The sequence below is a fragment of the Bradyrhizobium ottawaense genome, assembly GCF_002278135.3.
GTDB classification, from domain to species: domain Bacteria; phylum Pseudomonadota; class Alphaproteobacteria; order Rhizobiales; family Xanthobacteraceae; genus Bradyrhizobium; species Bradyrhizobium ottawaense.
Genome location: NZ_CP029425.2, coordinates 6,566,072 through 6,584,214 on the forward strand (window position 1 = coordinate 6,566,072; position 18,143 = coordinate 6,584,214).

An 18,143-nucleotide genomic window follows, 5' to 3' on the forward strand; every position below is an offset into this window, starting at 1 on the left:
ATGGCGCGCCATCTCGGAAAAAACCGGGGTTACATGACACATTCCGGCCCGCCGGGGCAATGCTGGCATACCAGGGAAATGGCTGCCATCCGCTGAGCGAATAGACCTTTCGAGGCCGGCGGCCATGCGGGTTTTCCGGACGGCGGCCGCCTGCTAAACGAGCCGCCATGTCTGATCCGGATTCGATCAAGGTCGCCGCCTTCTACCAATTCGCCGCACTCCCGGATTACCGCGAGCTGCGCGAACCCCTGCGCGCGTTCTGCGCCGGCCTTAAGCTGAAGGGCAGCGTGCTGCTGGCGCATGAGGGCATCAACGGCACGCTCGCCGGTGCGCCGGAGGCAATCGACGTCCTTGCCCACGAGCTCGCTCACGGCGACATGTTCGGCGGCAGGCTGAACAATCTCGAATTGAAATTCTCGGCCGCCGAAGCGATGCCGTTCGGGCGGCTCAAGGTGCGGCTGAAGAAGGAGATCGTCACGCTTGGCGATGAGGCTGCCGATCCGACCCGCCAGGTCGGCACCTATGTCGATGCGAGCGAATGGAACGCGCTGATCTCCGCGCCCGACACGCTGCTGCTCGACACCCGCAACGCCTTCGAGGTGGCGATGGGAACGTTCGAAGGCGCCGTCGATCCCGGCATCAGGAGCTTCGGCCAGTTCAAGGACTTTGCCGCCGTCGGGCTCGATCCGGCAAAGCACCGCAGGATCGCGATGTTCTGCACCGGCGGCATCCGCTGCGAAAAGGCGAGCGCGCATCTGCTCGCGCGCGGCTTTGCCGAGGTCTATCACCTCAAGGGCGGCATTCTCAAATATCTGGAAGAGGTGCCGGAGGCGCAGAGCCGCTGGCGCGGCGAATGCTTCGTGTTCGATGAGCGCGTCGCGCTCGGCCATGGCTTGCAAGAATCCGGCTTGCAAGAATCCGGTTTGCGCGAACGGGACAAGGGACACGGCCGTGACGAATGAGATCAAGACGCTGAGCGAGCGCATCGACACACTGGAAACGCGCCTCGCCTACCAGGACGACACGATCGAGACGTTGAACCAGACCATCACCGCGCAGTGGAAGCAGATCGATCTGCTGACGCGGAAGATCGCAGAACTCGGCGAGCGGCTGCAGGAAGCCGAGGCCAATGCGCCTGGACCAGCCAACGAACCTCCGCCGCATTATTGAGCCGTCTTACTGGCCGGAGGCCTTGGGCATCAAATTCATGAGCTCGCCGGACATCACCAGGCGGTCGCGGCCTGCGTCCTTGGCAGCGTAGAGCGCCCGGTCGGCAGCCTCAACCAGCGAGGCCACGCCCGCCGTGCGTTCCAGCGCCGGCCGACAGGTCGCACCGCCGACCGAGGCGGTGACGCATCCGGATTCCAGATTGGTGGCATGAACGAGGCCGGCCTCGTGGATGGCGCTGCGGATCCGTTCGCCGAAAAGAGCGCAGCCGGCGGCATCGGTGTTCGGCAGCAGCATGGCGAATTCCTCGCCGCCATAGCGCGCCGCCAGATCGCCGGCGCGCTGCGTCTCGGCCGCGATGATCTTTGCGACCAGACGCAGGCAGGCATCGCCCGCGGGATGGCCGTATTCGTCGTTATAGGCCTTGAAGTGGTCCACATCGATCATCAGCAAAGCAAGGCTCGAGCGGTCGCGATAGGCGCGCGCCCATTCCTCTTTCAGCCGCTCGTCGAAGCGGCGGCGATTGGCAAGGCCGGTGAGGCTGTCCTCGATCGCAAGCGTCTCGAGCCTGGTTTCCAGCTTCTTGTGCTCGGTGATGTCGCGGGAGATCGCGACCACGCCGTCGACGCGGCCATTGTCCTTGCGCGTCACCCGCATGGTCGATTCCAGCCAGACTTCGCCGTTCTGCCGGTGCGAGTTGCGATAAGTGAGGCGCGCCTCCTCCCGCTCGCCACGCTTCATGGCGTCGACGATCGCCTGGACCTCCGGCAGATCCTCCGGATTGATGCCCGCGAGCGCCGGCGTGCCGATCAATTGATTGGCACGCCAGCCGACGACGCGCGCGGACGAGGGCGAGACATAGCGCAGCCGCTCGTCGAGCCCGATGCGCGTCACCATGTCGCTGGAGCCTTCCGCGAGCAGGCGGAAATGCGCCTCTTTCTCGACCAGGGCCGCGGCCATGCGCTGGCCGCGCTGCAACTGTCGCACCAGCACGGCGCCGATGACCGCAATCAGCATCACCAGCGCGACGACGTAGAGCATGCGGGAGATTGCCGCAGCGCGCCAGGGCGCGAGCAACTCGTCCTTGTCGACTGTGGCAAGCAAAAGGAGCGGGAAACGGCTGCTGCGCTTGAAGAAGCTGACGCGCTCGGCGCCGTCCAGGGGGGACTTGAAATAGTAGGCCCCACTCGGCCGTTGCAGGCTCGCGTCGCGGAATAACGGCTTGTCGGAAACGCTGCGTCCGACGAATGTCTCGTTGCTGGGGTTGCGCGCGATGATCAGGCCATCGCCATGCGTGAGCGACACCGAGCTATTGCGGCCGATCTCGAACTGCTCGTAGAAATGCGAAAGATATTTTGAGCTGATGGTCGCGAGCACGACCCCGCCGAAGGTGCCGTCGGGCTTGTTGAAGCGGCGCGACAGGGTGACGACCCATTCGCCGTCCAGGAGGCTCTTTACGGGACGGCCGACATAGGGCTCTCGTTTCGGGGAGAGCTGATGATAGCGGAAAAACGCGTCGTCGCTGAGCGTTGAGCCGATCGTGCCGGGCGAGGTCAGCCAGTTGCCCTGGTCGTCGATGATGGCGAGGCTGTGAACGCGCTCGATGGCCTTCTTGCGTACTTCCAGCAGGGTGCGCAGTTTGGCGATCGTGGCCGGTGCAGTGCCGTCCATCTCGAGCCGGCTGACGACGCCGACGACGCCGGAATCCAGCAGATCGAGGCTGTCCTCGGCATGCTGGGTCAGCGAGCGGGCAACGTTCGCCATCTCGGTCTCGGCGCCCCTGAGCACCGCGTCGCGCGCAGCCCATTCCCGCCAGCCGCTGACGCCGAGGATGGTGGCGCAGGTCAGCACAACGAACGCCGCCGCGCGCAGCGGCAGACGGCTCCATCCAGCTCGTTGGGTCGCAAGGCTCATGCGGCAGAATTCTCCGATCGTCGGAAACTCTGCCGCTTCTATTATTGAACTCTGAAATCACTACTGGAATACGTAGCCAACTACCCGGTTTCCAGTAGTCCTACGGACGCCGCGATAAGCACATCGCTAACAAGGTATTAGCAAGCCGATCCCGGCGTCGCCTCCCTCTAGCTGAAGATCGCCTTCACCTTGTCCCAGAGCGAGGGACTGTCGGCTTCCGCATCGGCCTTCGAGGGCGTCGGCTGGGTGGCGCTTACGGGATCAGATGCTGGGAAGCTGTCCCTGAGCCCGGCGTCGAGCTTGGATTGCCGGTCGGCGACGAGCGCCTCACGCAGATCGTCGGCGTGCTTGTCATGCGGCGCAGGATTGAATGTCTCAGCCATGATGTCCTCCATCGGCTGGTCAACGCGGCCCGATTGCGCTGGTTCCCCTGTTCCGCTGAGGGCCGGAGCGGTGTATCAGAGGCCATAACCTTTCTCAGGACCATTTCGTGCCCCAATCTGCGACGAAACCTTTCATCGACGTGCTCTCCGGCCAGCGCCAGAGCATCCCGCCCATGTGGATGATGCGGCAGGCCGGCCGCTATCTGCCGGAATATCGCGAGGTCCGCGCCAAGGCCGGCGGCTTCCTCGATCTGTGCTTCAACCCGGAGCTTGCGGCCGAGGTGACGCTGCAACCGATCCGCAGATTCGGCTTCGATGCGGCGATCATCTTCTCCGACATCCTGGTGATCCCCTATGCGCTCGGGCGCTCGGTGCGGTTCGAGGTCGGCGAGGGCCCGCGGCTGGATCCGCTGGATGATCCGGCGAAGGTCGCAACGCTCGCCGCGCGCGCCGACTTCGGCATGCTCGAGGCGGTGTTCGAGGCGCTCAAGCTCGTCCGCGGCGCGCTCGATCCAAAGACCGCGCTGATCGGCTTCTGCGGCGCGCCGTGGACGGTTGCGACCTACATGGTCGCCGGCCAGGGCACGCCGGATCAGGCGCCGGCGCGGATGATGGCCTACCGGCATCCGGAGGCGTTCTCGAAAATCATCGACGTGCTGGTCGAGAACTCGATTCAATATCTGCTGTTGCAGCTCGCCGCCGGCGCCAATGCCTTGCAGATCTTCGACACCTGGGCGGGCGTGCTGCCGCCGGCCGAATTCGCACGCTGGTCGGTCGAGCCGACCCGCCGCATCGTCGAGGGCGTGCGGGCCAAGGTGCCGGATGCGAAGATCATCGGCTTCCCCCGCGGTGCCGGTGCGCAATTGCCTGGCTATGTCGAGGCGACCGGTGTCAATGCGGTCAGCATCGACTGGACCGCGGAGCCGGGCTTCATTCGCGAACGCGTGCAAAGCAAGGTCGCCGTGCAGGGCAATCTCGATCCGCTGGTGTTGATCACGGGCGGCGCGGCGCTCGACCGCGCGGTCGACAACGTGCTGGCCAATTTTGCTCAAGGCCGCTTCATCTTCAATCTCGGCCACGGCATCCAGCCGGAAACGCCGATCGCCCATGTCGAGCAGATGATCAGGCGGGTGCGGGGGTAATTCGCCCGCCCTAACGGGCGCGGAAACAAAACGCGAAAACAACCTCATGCACAGTAGACAAGTCATTGAAAACTCTGGGCCGGCACGCGCGGCTCACAGGCGCGTTTGACACGTCGGGCAAATCAGGCGCGGAATCATAAGATGGCCGGTTGCGCTTTCGCGGGAAGGCTTAGCGCGGCCGGCTGCGCTCGATGATCTCGGCGGCGCCCTTTGTCAGCAGATCCAGACCCACGGCACGGCCGAGCTCACGCGGCCGATTGGCGGGGCCTTCGCGCGAGGCTTCGATGATGGTGTTGCCGGAGAGGTCGAGCACGGAGGCCGTCAGCGACATCTGATCGCCGGCAATGGTCGAGAAACCCGCCACCGGCGAATTGCAGTGGCCGTTAAGCACCCACAAGACCTCGCGCTCGGCGTCCGCGCTGGCATGCGCGGCGGGATCGTCGATTGACGACAGGATCTGCCGCGTCTGCCAGTCCTGCGCCGCGCATTCGACTGCGACGATGCCCTGCCCCGCCGCGGGCAGCATCTCCGCCGCGGTGAATTCGTACGCGATGCGGCCGGCGAGGCCGACGCGGTCGAGGCCCGAACGCGCCATGATCAGCGCATCGGCCGGGCCTACGGTGCCGCCGTCCGGCAGGCGCTGCTTCTCGCCATTGTCGAGCTTTCGGACGCGCGTGTCGGCGGCACCGCGGAAGTGGATCACCTCTACATCCGGCAACAGGCGTCGCGCGTAAGCGGCCCGGCGGACCGCGTTGGTGCCGATCTTAAAACCCTTGCCGCGGGACTGGCGCAGCGCCTCCAGCGTCACCCCGTCGCGCAGCACCAGTGCGTCGTTGGGCGGATCGCGCGACAAGGTGGCGCCGATGACGAGACCAGGCGTGTCCTCATTGCCCGGCATGTCCTTCAGCGAATGCATCGCCGCCTGCAATTCGCCCGACAGCACCGCGGCGCGGATCTGCGCCACGAAGGCGCCGCCCTTGCCGCCATGCGACAGCAGCTTGCTGGTCTGGTCGAGATCGCCCGTGGTGTCGAACTTGACGATCTCGACGTCGAGACCGGGCACGGCGGCGGTCAGGCGGCGCGCGATCTCTTCCGTCTGTGCCAGCGCCATCGCGCTCTTGCGTGTGCCGATCTTCAGTCGCGTAGCCAAACTGTCTGCTCCCTCTCGCGCGGGTTTTACCGCGCATCCTCCAATATCATGTCGGAGGCCTTTTCGGCGATCATGATGATCGGCGCGTTGGTGTTCCCCGACACGAGGTCCGGCATGACCGAGCCGTCGACGACGCGCAGGCCTTCGAGCCCCCTCACCTTCAGCCGCTGGTCGACCACCGCGAGCGCATCATTGCCCATACGACAGGTCGAGGTCGGATGGTAGATGGTGCTGCCGCGCTCACGGCAATAATCCAGCAGCTCGGCATCCGTGGATACCTTCGCCCCGGGATCGTACTCATTGACCACGAACGGTTTCAGCGCCGGCGCATTCAAGATCTTGCGCAGGATCTTCAGACCTTCGACATTGGTGGTGCGGTCGGTCTCGGTCGACATGTAGTTGATGCGGATTTCCGGCGGCACCGTCGGATCGGCGCTCTTGATGCGCAGGGAGCCGCGGCTCTCAGGACGGAGCTGGCACACAGAGGCGGTAAAGCCGGAGAAATCATGCAGCTTCTCGCCCATCTTGTCGGTCGAGAACGGCAGGAAGTGAACCTGGATGTCGGGCGAGGCCAGCCGCGGGCTGGTCTTGAAGAACGCGCCCGCCGTGCCCGCCGCAATCGTCAGCCACCCCTTGCGGAACAGCGCATAGCGCGCGCCGGCCATGGTGCGGCGGAGCGGATGATTGACGGTGTCGTTCAGCGTGATCTTCTGCGAGCAGCGCATCACGATGCGGACCTGCATGTGGTCCTGGAGGTCGTGACCAACGCCCGGCGCGTCCAGCACGACATCGATGCCATGCTTGCGCAGGAGGTCGCCGGGTCCGACGCCGGAGAGCTGCAGCAGCTGCGGCGAGTTGTAGGCGCCGCTCGACAGCACGATCTCCTTGCGCGCGCGGGCACGTCGGATTTGCGAGCCTTGCCGATATTCGACGCCGACGGCGCGGCGGCCCTCGAACAGCACGCGCTGGCCGAGCGCGGAGGTTTCGACCTTGAGATTGCCGCGGGCCTTCGCCGGCCCGAGATAGGCCACCGAGGTCGAGGCGCGCCGGCCGTTGCGCGTCGTGGTCTGGAACAGGCCGACGCCTTCCTGCGTGGCGCCGTTGAAATCGGGGTTGTAGGGCAGACCGGTCTCGACCGCGGCGTCGATGAAGGCCTTTGACAGCGGATCGGTCACGACCATGTTGGAAACCGGCAGCGGGCCGCCGCTGCCGTGATACTGGTCGGCGCCGCGCGACTGGTTCTCGGCCTTCTTGAAGTAGGGCAGCACGTCGTCATAGCCCCAGCCGGTGTTGCCGAGCTGACGCCAGCGGTCGTAGTCCTCGTGCTGGCCGCGGACATAGAGCAGACCGTTGATCGAGCTCGATCCGCCCAGCGTCTTGCCGCGCGGCTGGAACACCTGACGTCCCTTCAGCTCAGGCTCCGGCTCGGTCTGGTACATCCAGTTGACCGTCTTCTCCTTGAACAGTTTGCCGTAGCCGAGCGGCACGTGGATCCAGATGTTGGAATCCTTCGGGCCGGCCTCGAGCAGCAGCACGCTGTACTTGCCGTTCGCCGACAGCCTGTTGGCGAGCACGCAGCCGGCGGAGCCGGCGCCGACGATGATGTAGTCGAATTCGGGATCGGTGGATGCGAGAGAGGAATTTGCGTTCATGCGCTAGTCTTCTTGTTGTGTGGGCGTTTCTGGTTCGTCACTAGCACAATCATGCGCGATGGCGCAGCGCCTCGACCAGCGACTTGAACGCACGGGCATATTCCGCACCCGCCCTTGCGATATCGGCGCGCCCGGCGCAGGCGACCGCGGCCTCCGTCACCGCGCCGAGCAGCAGCCGCGCCAGCGGCTCGACCGGCTGCTTTGCGATGAGGCCGGTCTCCATCGCCACCGAGAGCGCACGTGGCAGCTTGCCGCCGAAATGCCGTGCGTCGATCTCGCGCCACCTCTCCCAGCCGAGCACGGCCGGCCCGTCCCGCAGGATGATCTGGCCGGTCGGGCCCTTGGCGGTCGCCGCGAAATAATGCTGCGTGCCGGCGACCATCGCCGCGAGCACATCCTTCTCGGCGCGGGCGGCGCTGTCGATCTCGACGACGAGATCCCGCGAGACCTGGTCGAACACGGCTTCGAACACTGCCTCCTTGGTCTTGAAGTGATGATAGACCGCACCCTTGGCGACAGAGGCCGCCGCCGCGATCTCGTCCATGGTGGTGGCGGCAAAGCCTTGCGTCCCGAACAGACGGCGCGCCGCCGTCAGGATCGCCTCCGATGTCGCCGCCCGCCGCTCCGCCTGTTTTGCCATGGGTCTCGTCTAATCGAATTCGGCAGAAGCAGCCAGTTGACTTTTCGACCACCGGTCGGTATTTACCGACTATCAGTCGGTTTTAATTGCGGGGTTTGATATGCCGAGCCGTGACGTCGTCGAAGCTTTTGCGCAGCGGCTGGAGGCCGGGGATTTCATCGGCGCGATCGAGCAGTTCTGCACGCCCGACGCCGCGACCTATGAGAACAACGGCGCTCCGACGATCGGCCGTGACAAGCTCGTCGCCAAGGAGCGTGCCGTGCTGGCGGCCTCGAAAGAGGTCAGGGCCGTCCGCATCGGACCGAGCCTGATCGACGGCGACCATGTCGCGACGCGCTGGACGTTCAGCTTCACCAACGCAGAGGGTGTCGCACGAACGCTGGACGAGATCGCGTGGCAAACCTGGCGCGGCGACAAGCTGATCGAGGAGCGGTTCTATTACGACCCCAAGCAGCTCGGGCGGTGACAAGCCGCCCTTTCGCAATCGATTTCAAGCTGACTCGCCCGGCGACATCATCGCGTCGGCGAGCTTGCGCATCAGGCGCACCAGATCCTCGACATCCTGATCGTCCCAGGTCGCAAACATCCCCCCGACAATCCGTTCGCGTGCCCTGTCCACCGCGTCCGTCATGGCCTTGCCGCTGGGCGTGATGGTGGCTTCACTGACGCGGCGATCCGCTTCGCTGGCGTGGCGCTTGATCAAGCCGAGATTTTCCAGTTTCGCGACCTGCCGGCTGACCGTGGTGTAGTCCCGCCCCATGCGATCCGCGAGGTCGACGACTCCGATCGGGCCGCGCCGCTCGATGCCGACGAGCAGCGGAAACAGCGCACGATCCAGCGAGATGCCCGCCTCGCGGATCATCATGTCGTCGCCCTGCCGGCGGTTCATGACACTGACGATGTCGATCAACGCTTCGTGAAGCGAGCGCACCTGCTTTTTAATATGTGTATTTTGCACCCTTCTTGACATCCCGATGACCCTCTGCCTAATGTGTGCATATTACACATATTGAGGATGCCATGACAAAGCAATTCACGGCGGCGTTCTGATCTGCGGAGCAGGTGCGGCCGGCCTTACGCTCGCCATCGACCTCGCGCGGCGAGGCGTGTCTTTTCGGCTGATCGAGAAGCAAGCCGGCCCGTTCCATGGGTCTCGCGGCAAGGGAATCCAGCCTCGAACCCTCGAGATCTTCGAGGATCTCGGCATCATCGACCGCATCGTTGCCGCCGGAGGTCTCTACCCGCCGCAGCGCAAATACCGCGATGACGGCAGCTTCATCGAGTCAGGGATCGCAGAGCTCGCCGTCCCCACCCCCGCCGAGCCCTACAACATGGCGCTGATGATCCCGCAATTCCTGACCGAGGGCGTGATGCGCGAACGGCTGCTCGAACTCGGCGGGCGGGTGGAATTTGGCTGCGAATTGGTCGGCCTGGAACAGGATGAGGACGGTGTGACTGCGCGCCTTTCAGGCCGGGACGGCGAAGAGACGGTGCGCGTGCGTTACCTCGTCGGTGCCGACGGCGGCCGCAGCTTCGTGCGTCACGCACTCGGCATTGGTTTTCAAGGCAAGACGCTCGGCGTACGAGCCGTGGTGGCCGACGTCGTGCTGACGGGCCTGGACCGCCTGGCGTGGCACCGCTTCCACGATGGCGCGATGGACCGTCAGGTTTCGCTGTGCCCACTGGCCGGAACGGAGCTGTTTCAGTTGCAGGCACCCGTTCCGCTCGAAGGCGAGGTCGATCTGTCCGCCGAAGGGCTTTCGGCCATGGTCGCCGGGCGCACGGGACGCAACGATATCCGCATCCAGTCCGTGCCTTGGGCGTCGGCCTATCAGATGAATGCGAGACTCGCCGATCGCTACCGGGATCGCCGTGCATTTCTGATCGGCGATGCGGCTCACATCCATCCCCCGACGGGTGGACAAGGTCTCAATACCAGCGTGCAGGATGCCTACAATCTGGGCTGGAAGCTGGCGGCCGTTATCGGCGGTGCGTCCGCAACTCTGCTCGACAGTTACGAGGCAGAACGACGCCCCGTCGCTGCAGATGTGCTCGGCCTTTCCACCGACTTGCTGGAAGCGGCCAAGCGCGGCGACGTGAGGCGCGGCCGCGAGGTGCAGCAACTCGACATCGGCTATCCGGGATCGCCCTTGGCACTGGAAAAGCCAGGGCGCATGGCAGGCCCGTCCGCGGGAGCCCGCGCACCGGATGCGCCGCTACGCGGAGCCGCCGGACAACCCATACGCTTGTTCGCGTTGCTCAAGGGGCCTCATTGGACGCTGCTTGGCTATCAGGTGAAACGCGAGACTGTATCGGCGTGCACTGGACTGCATATCCATCGTATCGGCCCGGATGCCGAGCTCGTCGACGACAGCGAGCACTTTCGCGACGCATACGCCGTGTCGCCCGGGGATTGGGTGCTGGTGCGTCCTGACGGTTACATAGGCGCATTCGTGGGCTCGCGGCAGGTCGATGGGCTCACGCATTTCCTGGCCGAACAGGGCCTCCAGCCGCCTCCGTAAGTGTCGAAGTCTGCATTTGTATCGATTTGTTATCGATATCGCGTCACGAACACGCAGAAGTGGTCGCGGCGAAGGCCGCAGTCAGGGATAATTCATAGTTCGTCAAAGGTTTGCGGCGAATTCTCCCTGAAGGAGCCGACCAACGGCCCGTCCTGCTAGGCTCTGAAATGCGGACTCAAACGACCAGCTATGTCGCGCGGCTGTTCGCGGGCGATTTGTCGGCCTTTGGCGGTCCCGCAACCGACGAAGCCGTGGCCGGCCATATCCGCGCCGAACAGATGTCGCTGGTGCTCGGCTATTCGGTCGGCATCATGCTCGCCAATGCCTGCAACGCCATCGTGCTCGCCATCGCACTGTGGCAATCGCCGGACAGGATTCTTGCGTTGATCTGGGCAGGCGCTGTCGCAAGCGGCGCGATCATGTTCGGTCTGCAATCCCGCGCCGCGCGCCGCATCACCAAGCCGCAGTTCGTCTCGCGCCGCGCCATGCACCGGCTGGTGCAAAATGCCTTCGTCCTCGGCACCGCCTGGGGCATCGTCCCCGTCGCCTTCTTCAATAATGCTTCGACCGGCGGCCAGCTCGTCATCACCTGCCTGTGCTCGGGCATGCTGGCCGGCGGCGCGCTCGCCTTCGCCACCATCCCGATCGCAGCGATCGCCTTCACGGCCCCGATCTTCGTCGGGATCGCGATCTGCCTCGGCAGCAACGGCGATCTGGCCTTTCTGCTGATCGCCTTCCTCGTCGTGGTCTACGGCAGCGTGCTGCTGCGCGGCGTGTTCGTCAATTCGTTCTCGTTCGCGCGGCGCGTGATGCGGCAGATCGAGGCGGAGCGCACCGTGCGGCTCGATCCTCTGACCCACCTGCCCAACCGCGTCGCCTTCAACGAGACGCTCGAGGCCGCGCTCAAGCGGCTCGCATTGTCAGGCGAGGAGTTTGCGGTGCTCCTGCTCGATCTCGATCGCTTCAAGGAGGTCAACGACAAGTTCGGCCATCCCGCCGGCGACGAATTCCTGGTCCAGGTTGCAAGCCGCCTGCGACGCTGCACGCGCGCCGCCGAGCATGTCGCACGCATCGGCGGCGACGAATTCGCGCTGGTGATGGCCAATCTGGCGCGTCCCGAGGATGCACTCGAGATCGCCGAACGCTTCGTCGCCGCCTTCACTGAACCGTTCCGCATCGAGGGCCGCCAGATCGTGGGCGCGACCAGCGTCGGCATCGTGCTGGCGCCGCGCGACGGCACCACGCCGCTCGACGTCATGAAGAATGCCGATGCCGCCCTCTACCGCGCCAAGAAGGCGGGCCCCGGCACGATCCGCTTCTTCGAGACCAGCGACGACAGGGTGTCACGCGATCGCAAGGCGCTGCAATCCGACCTCGAGGGCGCGATCGCGCGAAACGAGCTGTTCCTCGTGTTCCAGCCGTTCCTCGATCTCGACCAAAGCCGGATCACTGGTTTCGAAGCGCTGCTGCGCTGGCAACATCCTGAGCGCGGACTGGTGCCGCCGAGCGAATTCATTCCGATCGCGGAAGAGACCGGGATGATCCACGAGATCGGCGAATGGGTCGTCCGCCGCGCCTGCGCGACGGTTGCCGAGTGGCCGGACGACATCAGGGTCGCCGTGAACTTCTCGGCCGCGCAGTTTCACAACGCCGGCATCCTCCAGATCATCGTACAGGCGCTCGCGGAGGCGAAGATCGCCCCGCACCGGCTCGAGATCGAGATCACGGAATCGATGCTGCTGTCGAAATACGGCTCGGCCGAGCCGGTTCTGAACGCGCTGCTGCAGCTCGGCGTCACCGTGGCGCTGGACGATTTCGGGACCGGCTTCTCCTCCCTCACCTATTTGCGCAAGCTGCCGTTCAGCCGCATCAAGATCGACCAGTCCTTCATCCGCGACATGCTGGTGCAGCCCGACTGTGCCGCCATCGTCAAATCGGTGATCTCGCTCGCGCGCGACCTGCGCATCGCCGTCGTCGCCGAGGGCGTCGAGACCGCCGACCAGCTCGACTATCTCAGGCAGATCAGTTGCGACGAGGTGCAGGGCTATCTGATCAGCCGGCCGGTGTCGGTGGACGGCGTGCTGGCGTTGCTGGATACGAAGAAGCTTCGGGCGACGTTTGCGGCGTAGGTGGAAGCTTAGATTTGACCTAGTGACGACCACGACGGCGGTAAGCCCCCTCGCCCGCTTGCGGGAGAGGGTTGGGGAGAGGGTGTCTCCGCAACGGGACACTCCCTCACAGGAGAGAGCCCTCACCCGGCGCTTCGGCGCGCCCTCTCCCGCAAGCGGGAGAGGTCGAGCCCGCGGGGCCGTCCATTCCTTCTTAATGGAGTCCAGCTCAAGGCTCGCTCAAACCGCGTCCGCGCGCAGCAGCGTGTCCACCGTGATGGTGCCACGGGCCCGCGAGACGCAGGCGCAGATCTTCTGGTTGCTTTGCTTCTGATGGTCACTGAAGAAGACGTCGCGGTGGTCGATCTCGCCGTCGACCTCGACCACGTCGATGGCGCAGAGGCCGCATTCGCCGCGCTTGCAATCGTACATCACGTCGTGACCGCTGGCGTTGAGCACGTCCAGCATCGAGCGCTCGCGCGGGATTTCGAGCTCGACATCAGAGCCCTTCAGGCGCACGCGAAACGTCTCGGTCGGCAGCGTGCCGCTGGAGCCGAAGGTCTCGTAGCGGAGGTCGGGCAGCGGATGGCCTGCGCCGATCCAGGCGTGGCGCGCGGCATCCAGCATCCGCATCGGGCCGCAGAACAGCGACAACGCGCCTTGCGGCAATGATGCGAACACCGCATCGAGGTCGAGTCGTCTGCCTTCATCGCTGGCATGAACGACCAGGCGATCGCCGAGCATCGCGGCGAGATCGTCGAGATAGGCGGCCTCGGCGCGCGAGCGCACCGCATAGTGCAGCGTGACATCCACGCCGCGCCGCGCCAGCGCCTGCGCGGCACCGAGGATCGGCGTGATGCCGATGCCGCCGGCGATCAGACAATAGCTTTCGCGAGCCCAGTCGACCGCGAGTAGCGAAGCGGGCTGGGTGATGTCGAGCCGCGCGCCCGGCGCGAGCTGCCACATGTAGCGGGAGCCGCCGCGGGAATCCTCGGCACGGCGCACCGCGATCTTGAGGCCGGCCGAGGTGGCTTCGCCGACCAGCGAATAGGACCGCGTCTCCGGCAGGCCGTCGATGGTCACGCTGATATTGATGTGGCTGCCGACCGGATAGGCGGCGGCGTCGAACCGATCAGGCCGGATCAGGAATTCACGGATGCCGGGAGCGAGATCGCGCGTCGAGACGAGCGTTGCCGGAATCCAGGTTTCGATGAAGCGCATGGCACTGCCCTCAATCGGCTGCGGTCTTGATCAGCGCCAGCGCCGGCAAGAGGTCGAGATGGGTCCGGTTGCGCAGCGCGAGCCTCAAGTTTCGTACCGCGAGCCGCGCATGCTCGCGCATGACGGCTTCGGCGCGCGCGCCTTCGCGGTTCTCGATGGCGTCGATCACGACGCGGTGGTGCTCCTGCCCGATGATCAGGATCTGCTGCGCCTCGGGCAATGCGGATTGCGCCATCACGAAGCCGCTCGGGGATGCGAACGGCAGCGCCGAGGCGCGGTCGATCTGGCGGACCAAGGGTGGGCTGCGCGACAATTCCGTGAGCAGGGCGTGGAAGCGCGCGTTCAGCGTGACATAGGACGAGAACGCTTCGATCGAGATCGGCACCTGGCGCAGCAATTCGTCGATCGCGGCAAGGCACTCCTTGAGCGGCTCGAGCTCGCGCGCGGAGACACCGCGCTCGGCAGCGAAGCGCGCGGCGAGCCCTTCCAGCGTGCCGCGCAGCTCGATGGAATCGGAGATGTCGCGTTCCGAAAACGCCTTCACCATGAAGCCGCCGGACGGGATCGCCTCCAGCAGGCCCTCCTCCTCCAGCCGCACCAGTGCCATGCGCACCGGGGTGCGCGAGGCGCCGGTGGTCTCCACCGCCTGGAGCTCGGAGATGCGCTCGCCCGGCCGCAGAGAGCCGGACAGGATCTGGTCGCGCAGCGCAAGCTGCGCCTTCACGGTCTGCGAGACGGAGCGGTCGACCTCACGTTCGGGGGCTGCTGCTTTCACCTGGCCTACTCCGCCGCCTGAAGGTGCTGCGGCCCGTTTTCCTTCGCTACCATCCGGTCGATCAGCTTGCGCGTCCACATCGCGCCGGCGTCGATGTTGAGGTTGTAGAAGATGCGATCGGGGTTTTCGTCCATCGCGCGCTGCTGCGCTTCCAGGATCAGCTCGTCCTCGTGGAAGATGCCGGAGACGCCCTCGCGGATCTCGGTGGTGATGCGCTGCTCGCCGAGCTGGTAGTTGCGCACGAAGGCCCAGAAATAATGGCAGGTCTTCTCGGTCTCGGGCGTGATGGTGTTGAGCACGAAGCCGTTGACGCCCTGCGAGCGATCACCTTCCGGCGCACCGGTGCCTGTCGGCGCCACGCCGACGTCGATGGCGATGGTGCATGGCGCCTCAAAGCGGATGATCTGCCAGCGATCGACCAGGCCGGTCTTGCCGAGCTGTTTCGCCCAGAACGGCGGTGGCTCGATGTTCCGCATCCAGCGCGTTACCGTGACAGTCTTCTCGCCATGAGTGACGTCGAACGGCGCCTCCGCCACCGCGTCGTTGCCGATGGAGGAGCCGTGCACGAAGGTCTCATGGGTGAGGTCCATGAGATTGTCGAGCACGAGGCGGTAGTCGCAATTGACGTGGATGGTCTTGCCGTCGCCGGCCCAGGCCGGATCGTGATTCCAGTGCATGTCCGGCACGAGCGCGGGATCGGCCAGCGCGGGATCGCCCATCCAGAGCCAGATGTAGCGATGGCGCTCGACCACGGGATAGGCGCGGACGCAGGCCGACGGGTTGATGGTCTCCTGCGAGGGCATGAAGGTGCAGCGCCCCTGCGCGTTGTATTTCAGGCCGTGATAGCCGCAGACGACGGTGTCGCCTTCGAGCCGGCCCTTGGACAGCGGCACCAGACGGTGCCAGCAGGCATCCTCCAGCGCGGCGACCGCACCGTCGGCCTTCCGGTACATCACGACATGCTTGCCGCAGATGGTTCGCGGCAGCAGCGCAGCTTTCACGTCCGCGTCCCAGGCCGCGGCGTACCAGGCATTCATGGGGAAGGGCTTTGTCATTGGTCTCACTCCCACGGCTTATGTATGCGTTATGTATACAATAGCTGAGGGATGAAATTATTCAAGGCCGAAATCGGCGCATTCAGATACCTTTAACTTCATGAATGTATACATACCAGCAGAAGTATTTCGGAGCCGGGGAATCCAGGACTCCGCAGCGGACATTGGTTCAGACAATTTCTGCCCGGATCGCCCGCCCCTGTGCGCAATTGCGCACCAGGCGGGCGATGACACCGTGTGATGCGGCGAGGCCTACCCTTGGTCGAAGAAGGCGATACGGCGATTTGGTCCGGCGCTTTACGCCCCGAACACTTTCGCCAGTCCTGCCTTGGCCTCCTCCTGAATCCGCGTCAGGTGCTCGGTGCTGCGGAAGCTCTCGGCGTAGATCTTGTAGACGTCCTCGGTCCCTGACGGCCGCGCGGCGAACCAGCCGAAATCGGTCTCGACCTTGATTCCGCCGAACGGCTGGCCGTTACCGGGCGCCTTGCTGAGCGTTGCGCGGACGGGGTCGCCGGCGAGATCCTTCAGACCGAGCTGCTCAGGCGTGACGGATTTGAGGATGTTCTTTTGCGGTCCGGTCGCGGCGACGTCGATGCGCGCGTAATGCGGCACGCCGAACTCGGCGGTCAGATCATTGAACAGCTGGCTGGGGTCGCGGCCGGTCTTGGCCATGATCTCGGCGGCGAGCAGGCCAAGGATGACGCCGTCCTTGTCGGTCGTCCACACCGTGCCGTCACGGCGCAGGAACGAGGCGCCCGCACTCTCCTCGCCGCCGAAGCCGAAGCCGCCCGTGAGGAGACCGTCGACGAACCATTTGAAGCCGACCGGCGTCTCGACCAGCTTGCGCCCGAGCTTCTTGGCGACGCGGTCGATGATCGAGCTCGACACCACGGTCTTGCCGATCGCGGCGTCCCTGCCCCAGTTCGGACGATGCGCGAACAGATAGGAGATCGCAGTCGCCAGATAATGGTTCGGATTCATCAGGCCGCCGGAGCGCGTGACGATGCCGTGGCGATCGGCATCGGTGTCGTTGGCAAAGGCGACGTCGAAGCGGTCGCGCATCGCGATCAGGCTCGCCATCGCGTAGGGCGAGGAGCAGTCCATGCGGATCTTGCCGTCCCAGTCCACCGTCATGAAACGGAAGGTCGGGTCGATCGCCTCGTTCACCACGGTGGCCTTCAGGCCGTAGCGCTCGATGATCGGATGCCAGTAGTGTACGGCGGCGCCGCCGAGCGGATCGATGCCGATCTTGATGCCGGCGGATTTGACGAGGTCGAGATCGACGACATTGCCGAGATCGGCGACGTAGGGCGTGACGAAGTCGGTGGCATGGACGTTCGAAGACTTCAGCGCCTTGGCATAGTCGATGCGCTTCACGCCCTTGAGGCCGTCGGCGAGATAGGCGTTGGCGCGCTTCTCGACGACGCCCGTAACGTCCGTGTCGGCCGGGCCGCCATGCGGCGGATTGTATTTGTAGCCGCCATCCTCCGGCGGATTGTGCGAGGGCGTGATGACGACGCCGTCGGCGAGACCCGATGTGCGGCCCTTGTTGTAGGTGAGGATCGCGTGCGAGATCACCGGCGTCGGCGTGTAGCCGCCGTCCTTGTCGATCATGATGTCGACGCCGTTGGCGGCGAACACCTCGACGGCGCTGACCAGTGCCGGCTCGGCCAGCGCGTGAGTGTCGATGCCGATGAACAGCGGTCCGGTCAGCCCCTTTTCCCGTCTGTGGTCGCAAATGGCCTGCGTCGTCGCGAGGATATGGCCTTCGTTGAAAGTGTTCTTGAGCGAGGTGCCGCGATGGCCGGAGGTGCCGAACGCCACGCGCTGCGCGGGATCCGCGACGTCGGGCTTGCCGGCGAAATAGGCCGTCACCAGCCGCGGAATATTGGTGAGCGCGTCCGGCGAAGCCTGCTTGCCCGCCCCGGGATGAACATCAGCCACTGAAATATCCTCGTCCTGTCGTACTGAGATAGCGCGACACCATAGCATCGGCCGGGTCCCCGCCAAGGGGCACAACACCCGCGGTGGGGAAGGCGTTCCCTGGGTAGGTGGCTGCAGCGAAAGTCCGCGCCCCCCCCAGAGAACCGTCATACCCGCGCAACCGCGAAGCGGAGGCTCGCCTTGCGACGGTCATGAATCTGAGCCTGCATCATCGATGTTGAGATCTTCAATGAGGACATGCCTTCGCGGCCTCGCGGCTTGATTCGCCCGAGCTTTGCTTCGTCGCTCCACCCTCTAATCCAAGAGGGCGCAGGGAAGGCCGGGTGCTGGCTCGCACCCGCGGTCCGCTGCGCGAAATGCACACGCAGAAAGAACCGCACAGCAGCATACAGGTGTGGCCAATCACTCGGCCTTCCCTGCGCAGTGGTTGGACGGCTTATGCCGTGATCTCCCGGGAGCCGACCATTCCT

16 protein-coding genes are annotated in these 18,143 nt (G+C 65.0%); 6 read left to right on the top strand and 10 right to left on the bottom strand.

The features are described from left to right. Window positions 1-167 precede the first annotated feature (167 nt). Entirely contained in the window at window positions 168-962 is a 795-nt protein-coding gene (gene trhO / locus CIT37_RS31120; protein WP_095424450.1) for an oxygen-dependent tRNA uridine(34) hydroxylase TrhO, read from the top strand. Beyond that, window positions 952-1,170, top strand: a complete 219-nt coding sequence (locus CIT37_RS31125) for a SlyX family protein (RefSeq protein WP_028141773.1) — start codon at window positions 952-954, stop codon at window positions 1,168-1,170. The genes trhO and CIT37_RS31125 overlap by 11 nt, the downstream gene beginning before the upstream one ends. Window positions 1,171-1,176: 6 nt before the next feature. Here CIT37_RS31125 and CIT37_RS31130 read toward each other — a convergent pair whose 3' ends face one another. Together CIT37_RS31130 and CIT37_RS31135 are read right to left on the bottom strand one after the other, a co-directional pair. Continuing rightward, the gene (locus CIT37_RS31130; RefSeq protein ID WP_095424449.1) at window positions 1,177-3,081 is read right to left on the bottom strand and encodes a sensor domain-containing diguanylate cyclase; all 1,905 of its coding nucleotides are present in this window, start codon (window positions 3,079-3,081) and stop codon (window positions 1,177-1,179) included. Between the two features lie 167 nt (window positions 3,082-3,248). Next, window positions 3,249-3,464 (bottom strand): hypothetical protein, encoded by a 216-nt coding sequence (locus CIT37_RS31135; protein ID WP_028141775.1) that lies wholly within the window; start codon window positions 3,462-3,464, stop codon window positions 3,249-3,251. A 107-nt stretch (window positions 3,465-3,571) separates the two neighbouring features. Between CIT37_RS31135 and hemE the strand changes: the two genes are divergently transcribed. Then, window positions 3,572-4,606 carry a uroporphyrinogen decarboxylase gene (gene hemE, locus CIT37_RS31140; RefSeq protein ID WP_095424448.1) on the top strand — a complete coding sequence of 345 codons (1,035 nt, stop codon included), beginning with the start codon at window positions 3,572-3,574 and terminating at the stop codon, window positions 4,604-4,606. A gap of 169 nt (window positions 4,607-4,775) precedes the next feature. Here the strand turns inward: hemE and hemC are convergent, their stop codons facing one another. Genes hemC through CIT37_RS31155 form a run of 3 tightly spaced genes read right to left on the bottom strand, consistent with a single transcriptional unit; the run spans window position 4,776 to window position 8,048 of the window. After that, complete coding sequence (gene hemC, locus CIT37_RS31145; protein WP_095424447.1) at window positions 4,776-5,756, bottom strand: hydroxymethylbilane synthase; 981 nt, start codon at window positions 5,754-5,756, stop codon at window positions 4,776-4,778. A 26-nt stretch (window positions 5,757-5,782) separates the two neighbouring features. Further along, window positions 5,783-7,408 (bottom strand): GMC family oxidoreductase, encoded by a 1,626-nt coding sequence (locus CIT37_RS31150; protein WP_095424446.1) that lies wholly within the window; start codon window positions 7,406-7,408, stop codon window positions 5,783-5,785. Window positions 7,409-7,457: 49 nt separating this feature from the next. Further along, on the bottom strand, window positions 7,458-8,048 hold the full coding sequence (locus CIT37_RS31155) for a TetR/AcrR family transcriptional regulator (RefSeq protein ID WP_095424445.1): 591 nt from the start codon (window positions 8,046-8,048) through the stop codon (window positions 7,458-7,460). A gap of 100 nt (window positions 8,049-8,148) precedes the next feature. On the opposite strand from CIT37_RS31155, the gene CIT37_RS31160 reads away from it, so the two are divergent. After that, a complete protein-coding gene (locus CIT37_RS31160; RefSeq protein ID WP_028141780.1) occupies window positions 8,149-8,514 on the top strand; it encodes a nuclear transport factor 2 family protein in 366 nt (121 codons plus the stop codon). Window positions 8,515-8,538: 24 nt separating this feature from the next. On the opposite strand, the gene CIT37_RS31165 is transcribed toward CIT37_RS31160, so the two are convergent. Beyond that, window positions 8,539-9,018: a MarR family winged helix-turn-helix transcriptional regulator gene (locus tag CIT37_RS31165; RefSeq protein WP_095424444.1), complete on the bottom strand. Its 480-nt coding sequence runs from the start codon at window positions 9,016-9,018 to the stop codon at window positions 8,539-8,541. Window positions 9,019-9,079: 61 nt separating this feature from the next. Between CIT37_RS31165 and CIT37_RS31170 the strand changes: the two genes are divergently transcribed. Both CIT37_RS31170 and CIT37_RS31175 read left to right on the top strand, forming a co-directional pair. Continuing rightward, window positions 9,080-10,570 (top strand): FAD-dependent oxidoreductase, encoded by a 1,491-nt coding sequence (locus CIT37_RS31170; protein WP_095424443.1) that lies wholly within the window; start codon window positions 9,080-9,082, stop codon window positions 10,568-10,570. Between the two features lie 167 nt (window positions 10,571-10,737). Beyond that, window positions 10,738-12,699, top strand: coding sequence for a putative bifunctional diguanylate cyclase/phosphodiesterase (locus tag CIT37_RS31175; protein ID WP_095424442.1), 1,962 nt, complete (start codon window positions 10,738-10,740; stop codon window positions 12,697-12,699). Window positions 12,700-12,918: 219 nt separating this feature from the next. Here the strand turns inward: CIT37_RS31175 and CIT37_RS31180 are convergent, their stop codons facing one another. The 4 genes from CIT37_RS31180 to pgm all read right to left on the bottom strand — a co-directional run bounded on the left by CIT37_RS31180 (window position 12,919) and on the right by pgm (window position 17,721). Continuing rightward, window positions 12,919-13,899, bottom strand: a complete 981-nt coding sequence (locus CIT37_RS31180) for a PDR/VanB family oxidoreductase (RefSeq protein ID WP_038948369.1) — start codon at window positions 13,897-13,899, stop codon at window positions 12,919-12,921. Between the two features lie 10 nt (window positions 13,900-13,909). Then, a complete protein-coding gene (locus CIT37_RS31185; protein WP_038948370.1) occupies window positions 13,910-14,674 on the bottom strand; it encodes a GntR family transcriptional regulator in 765 nt (254 codons plus the stop codon). 5 nt (window positions 14,675-14,679) lie between these two features. Beyond that, entirely contained in the window at window positions 14,680-15,729 is a 1,050-nt protein-coding gene (locus CIT37_RS31190; protein WP_038948371.1) for an aromatic ring-hydroxylating dioxygenase subunit alpha, read from the bottom strand. A 297-nt stretch (window positions 15,730-16,026) separates the two neighbouring features. After that, on the bottom strand, window positions 16,027-17,721 hold the full coding sequence (gene pgm, locus CIT37_RS31195; RefSeq protein ID WP_095424441.1) for a phosphoglucomutase (alpha-D-glucose-1,6-bisphosphate-dependent): 1,695 nt from the start codon (window positions 17,719-17,721) through the stop codon (window positions 16,027-16,029). Window positions 17,722-18,143 lie beyond the last annotated feature (422 nt).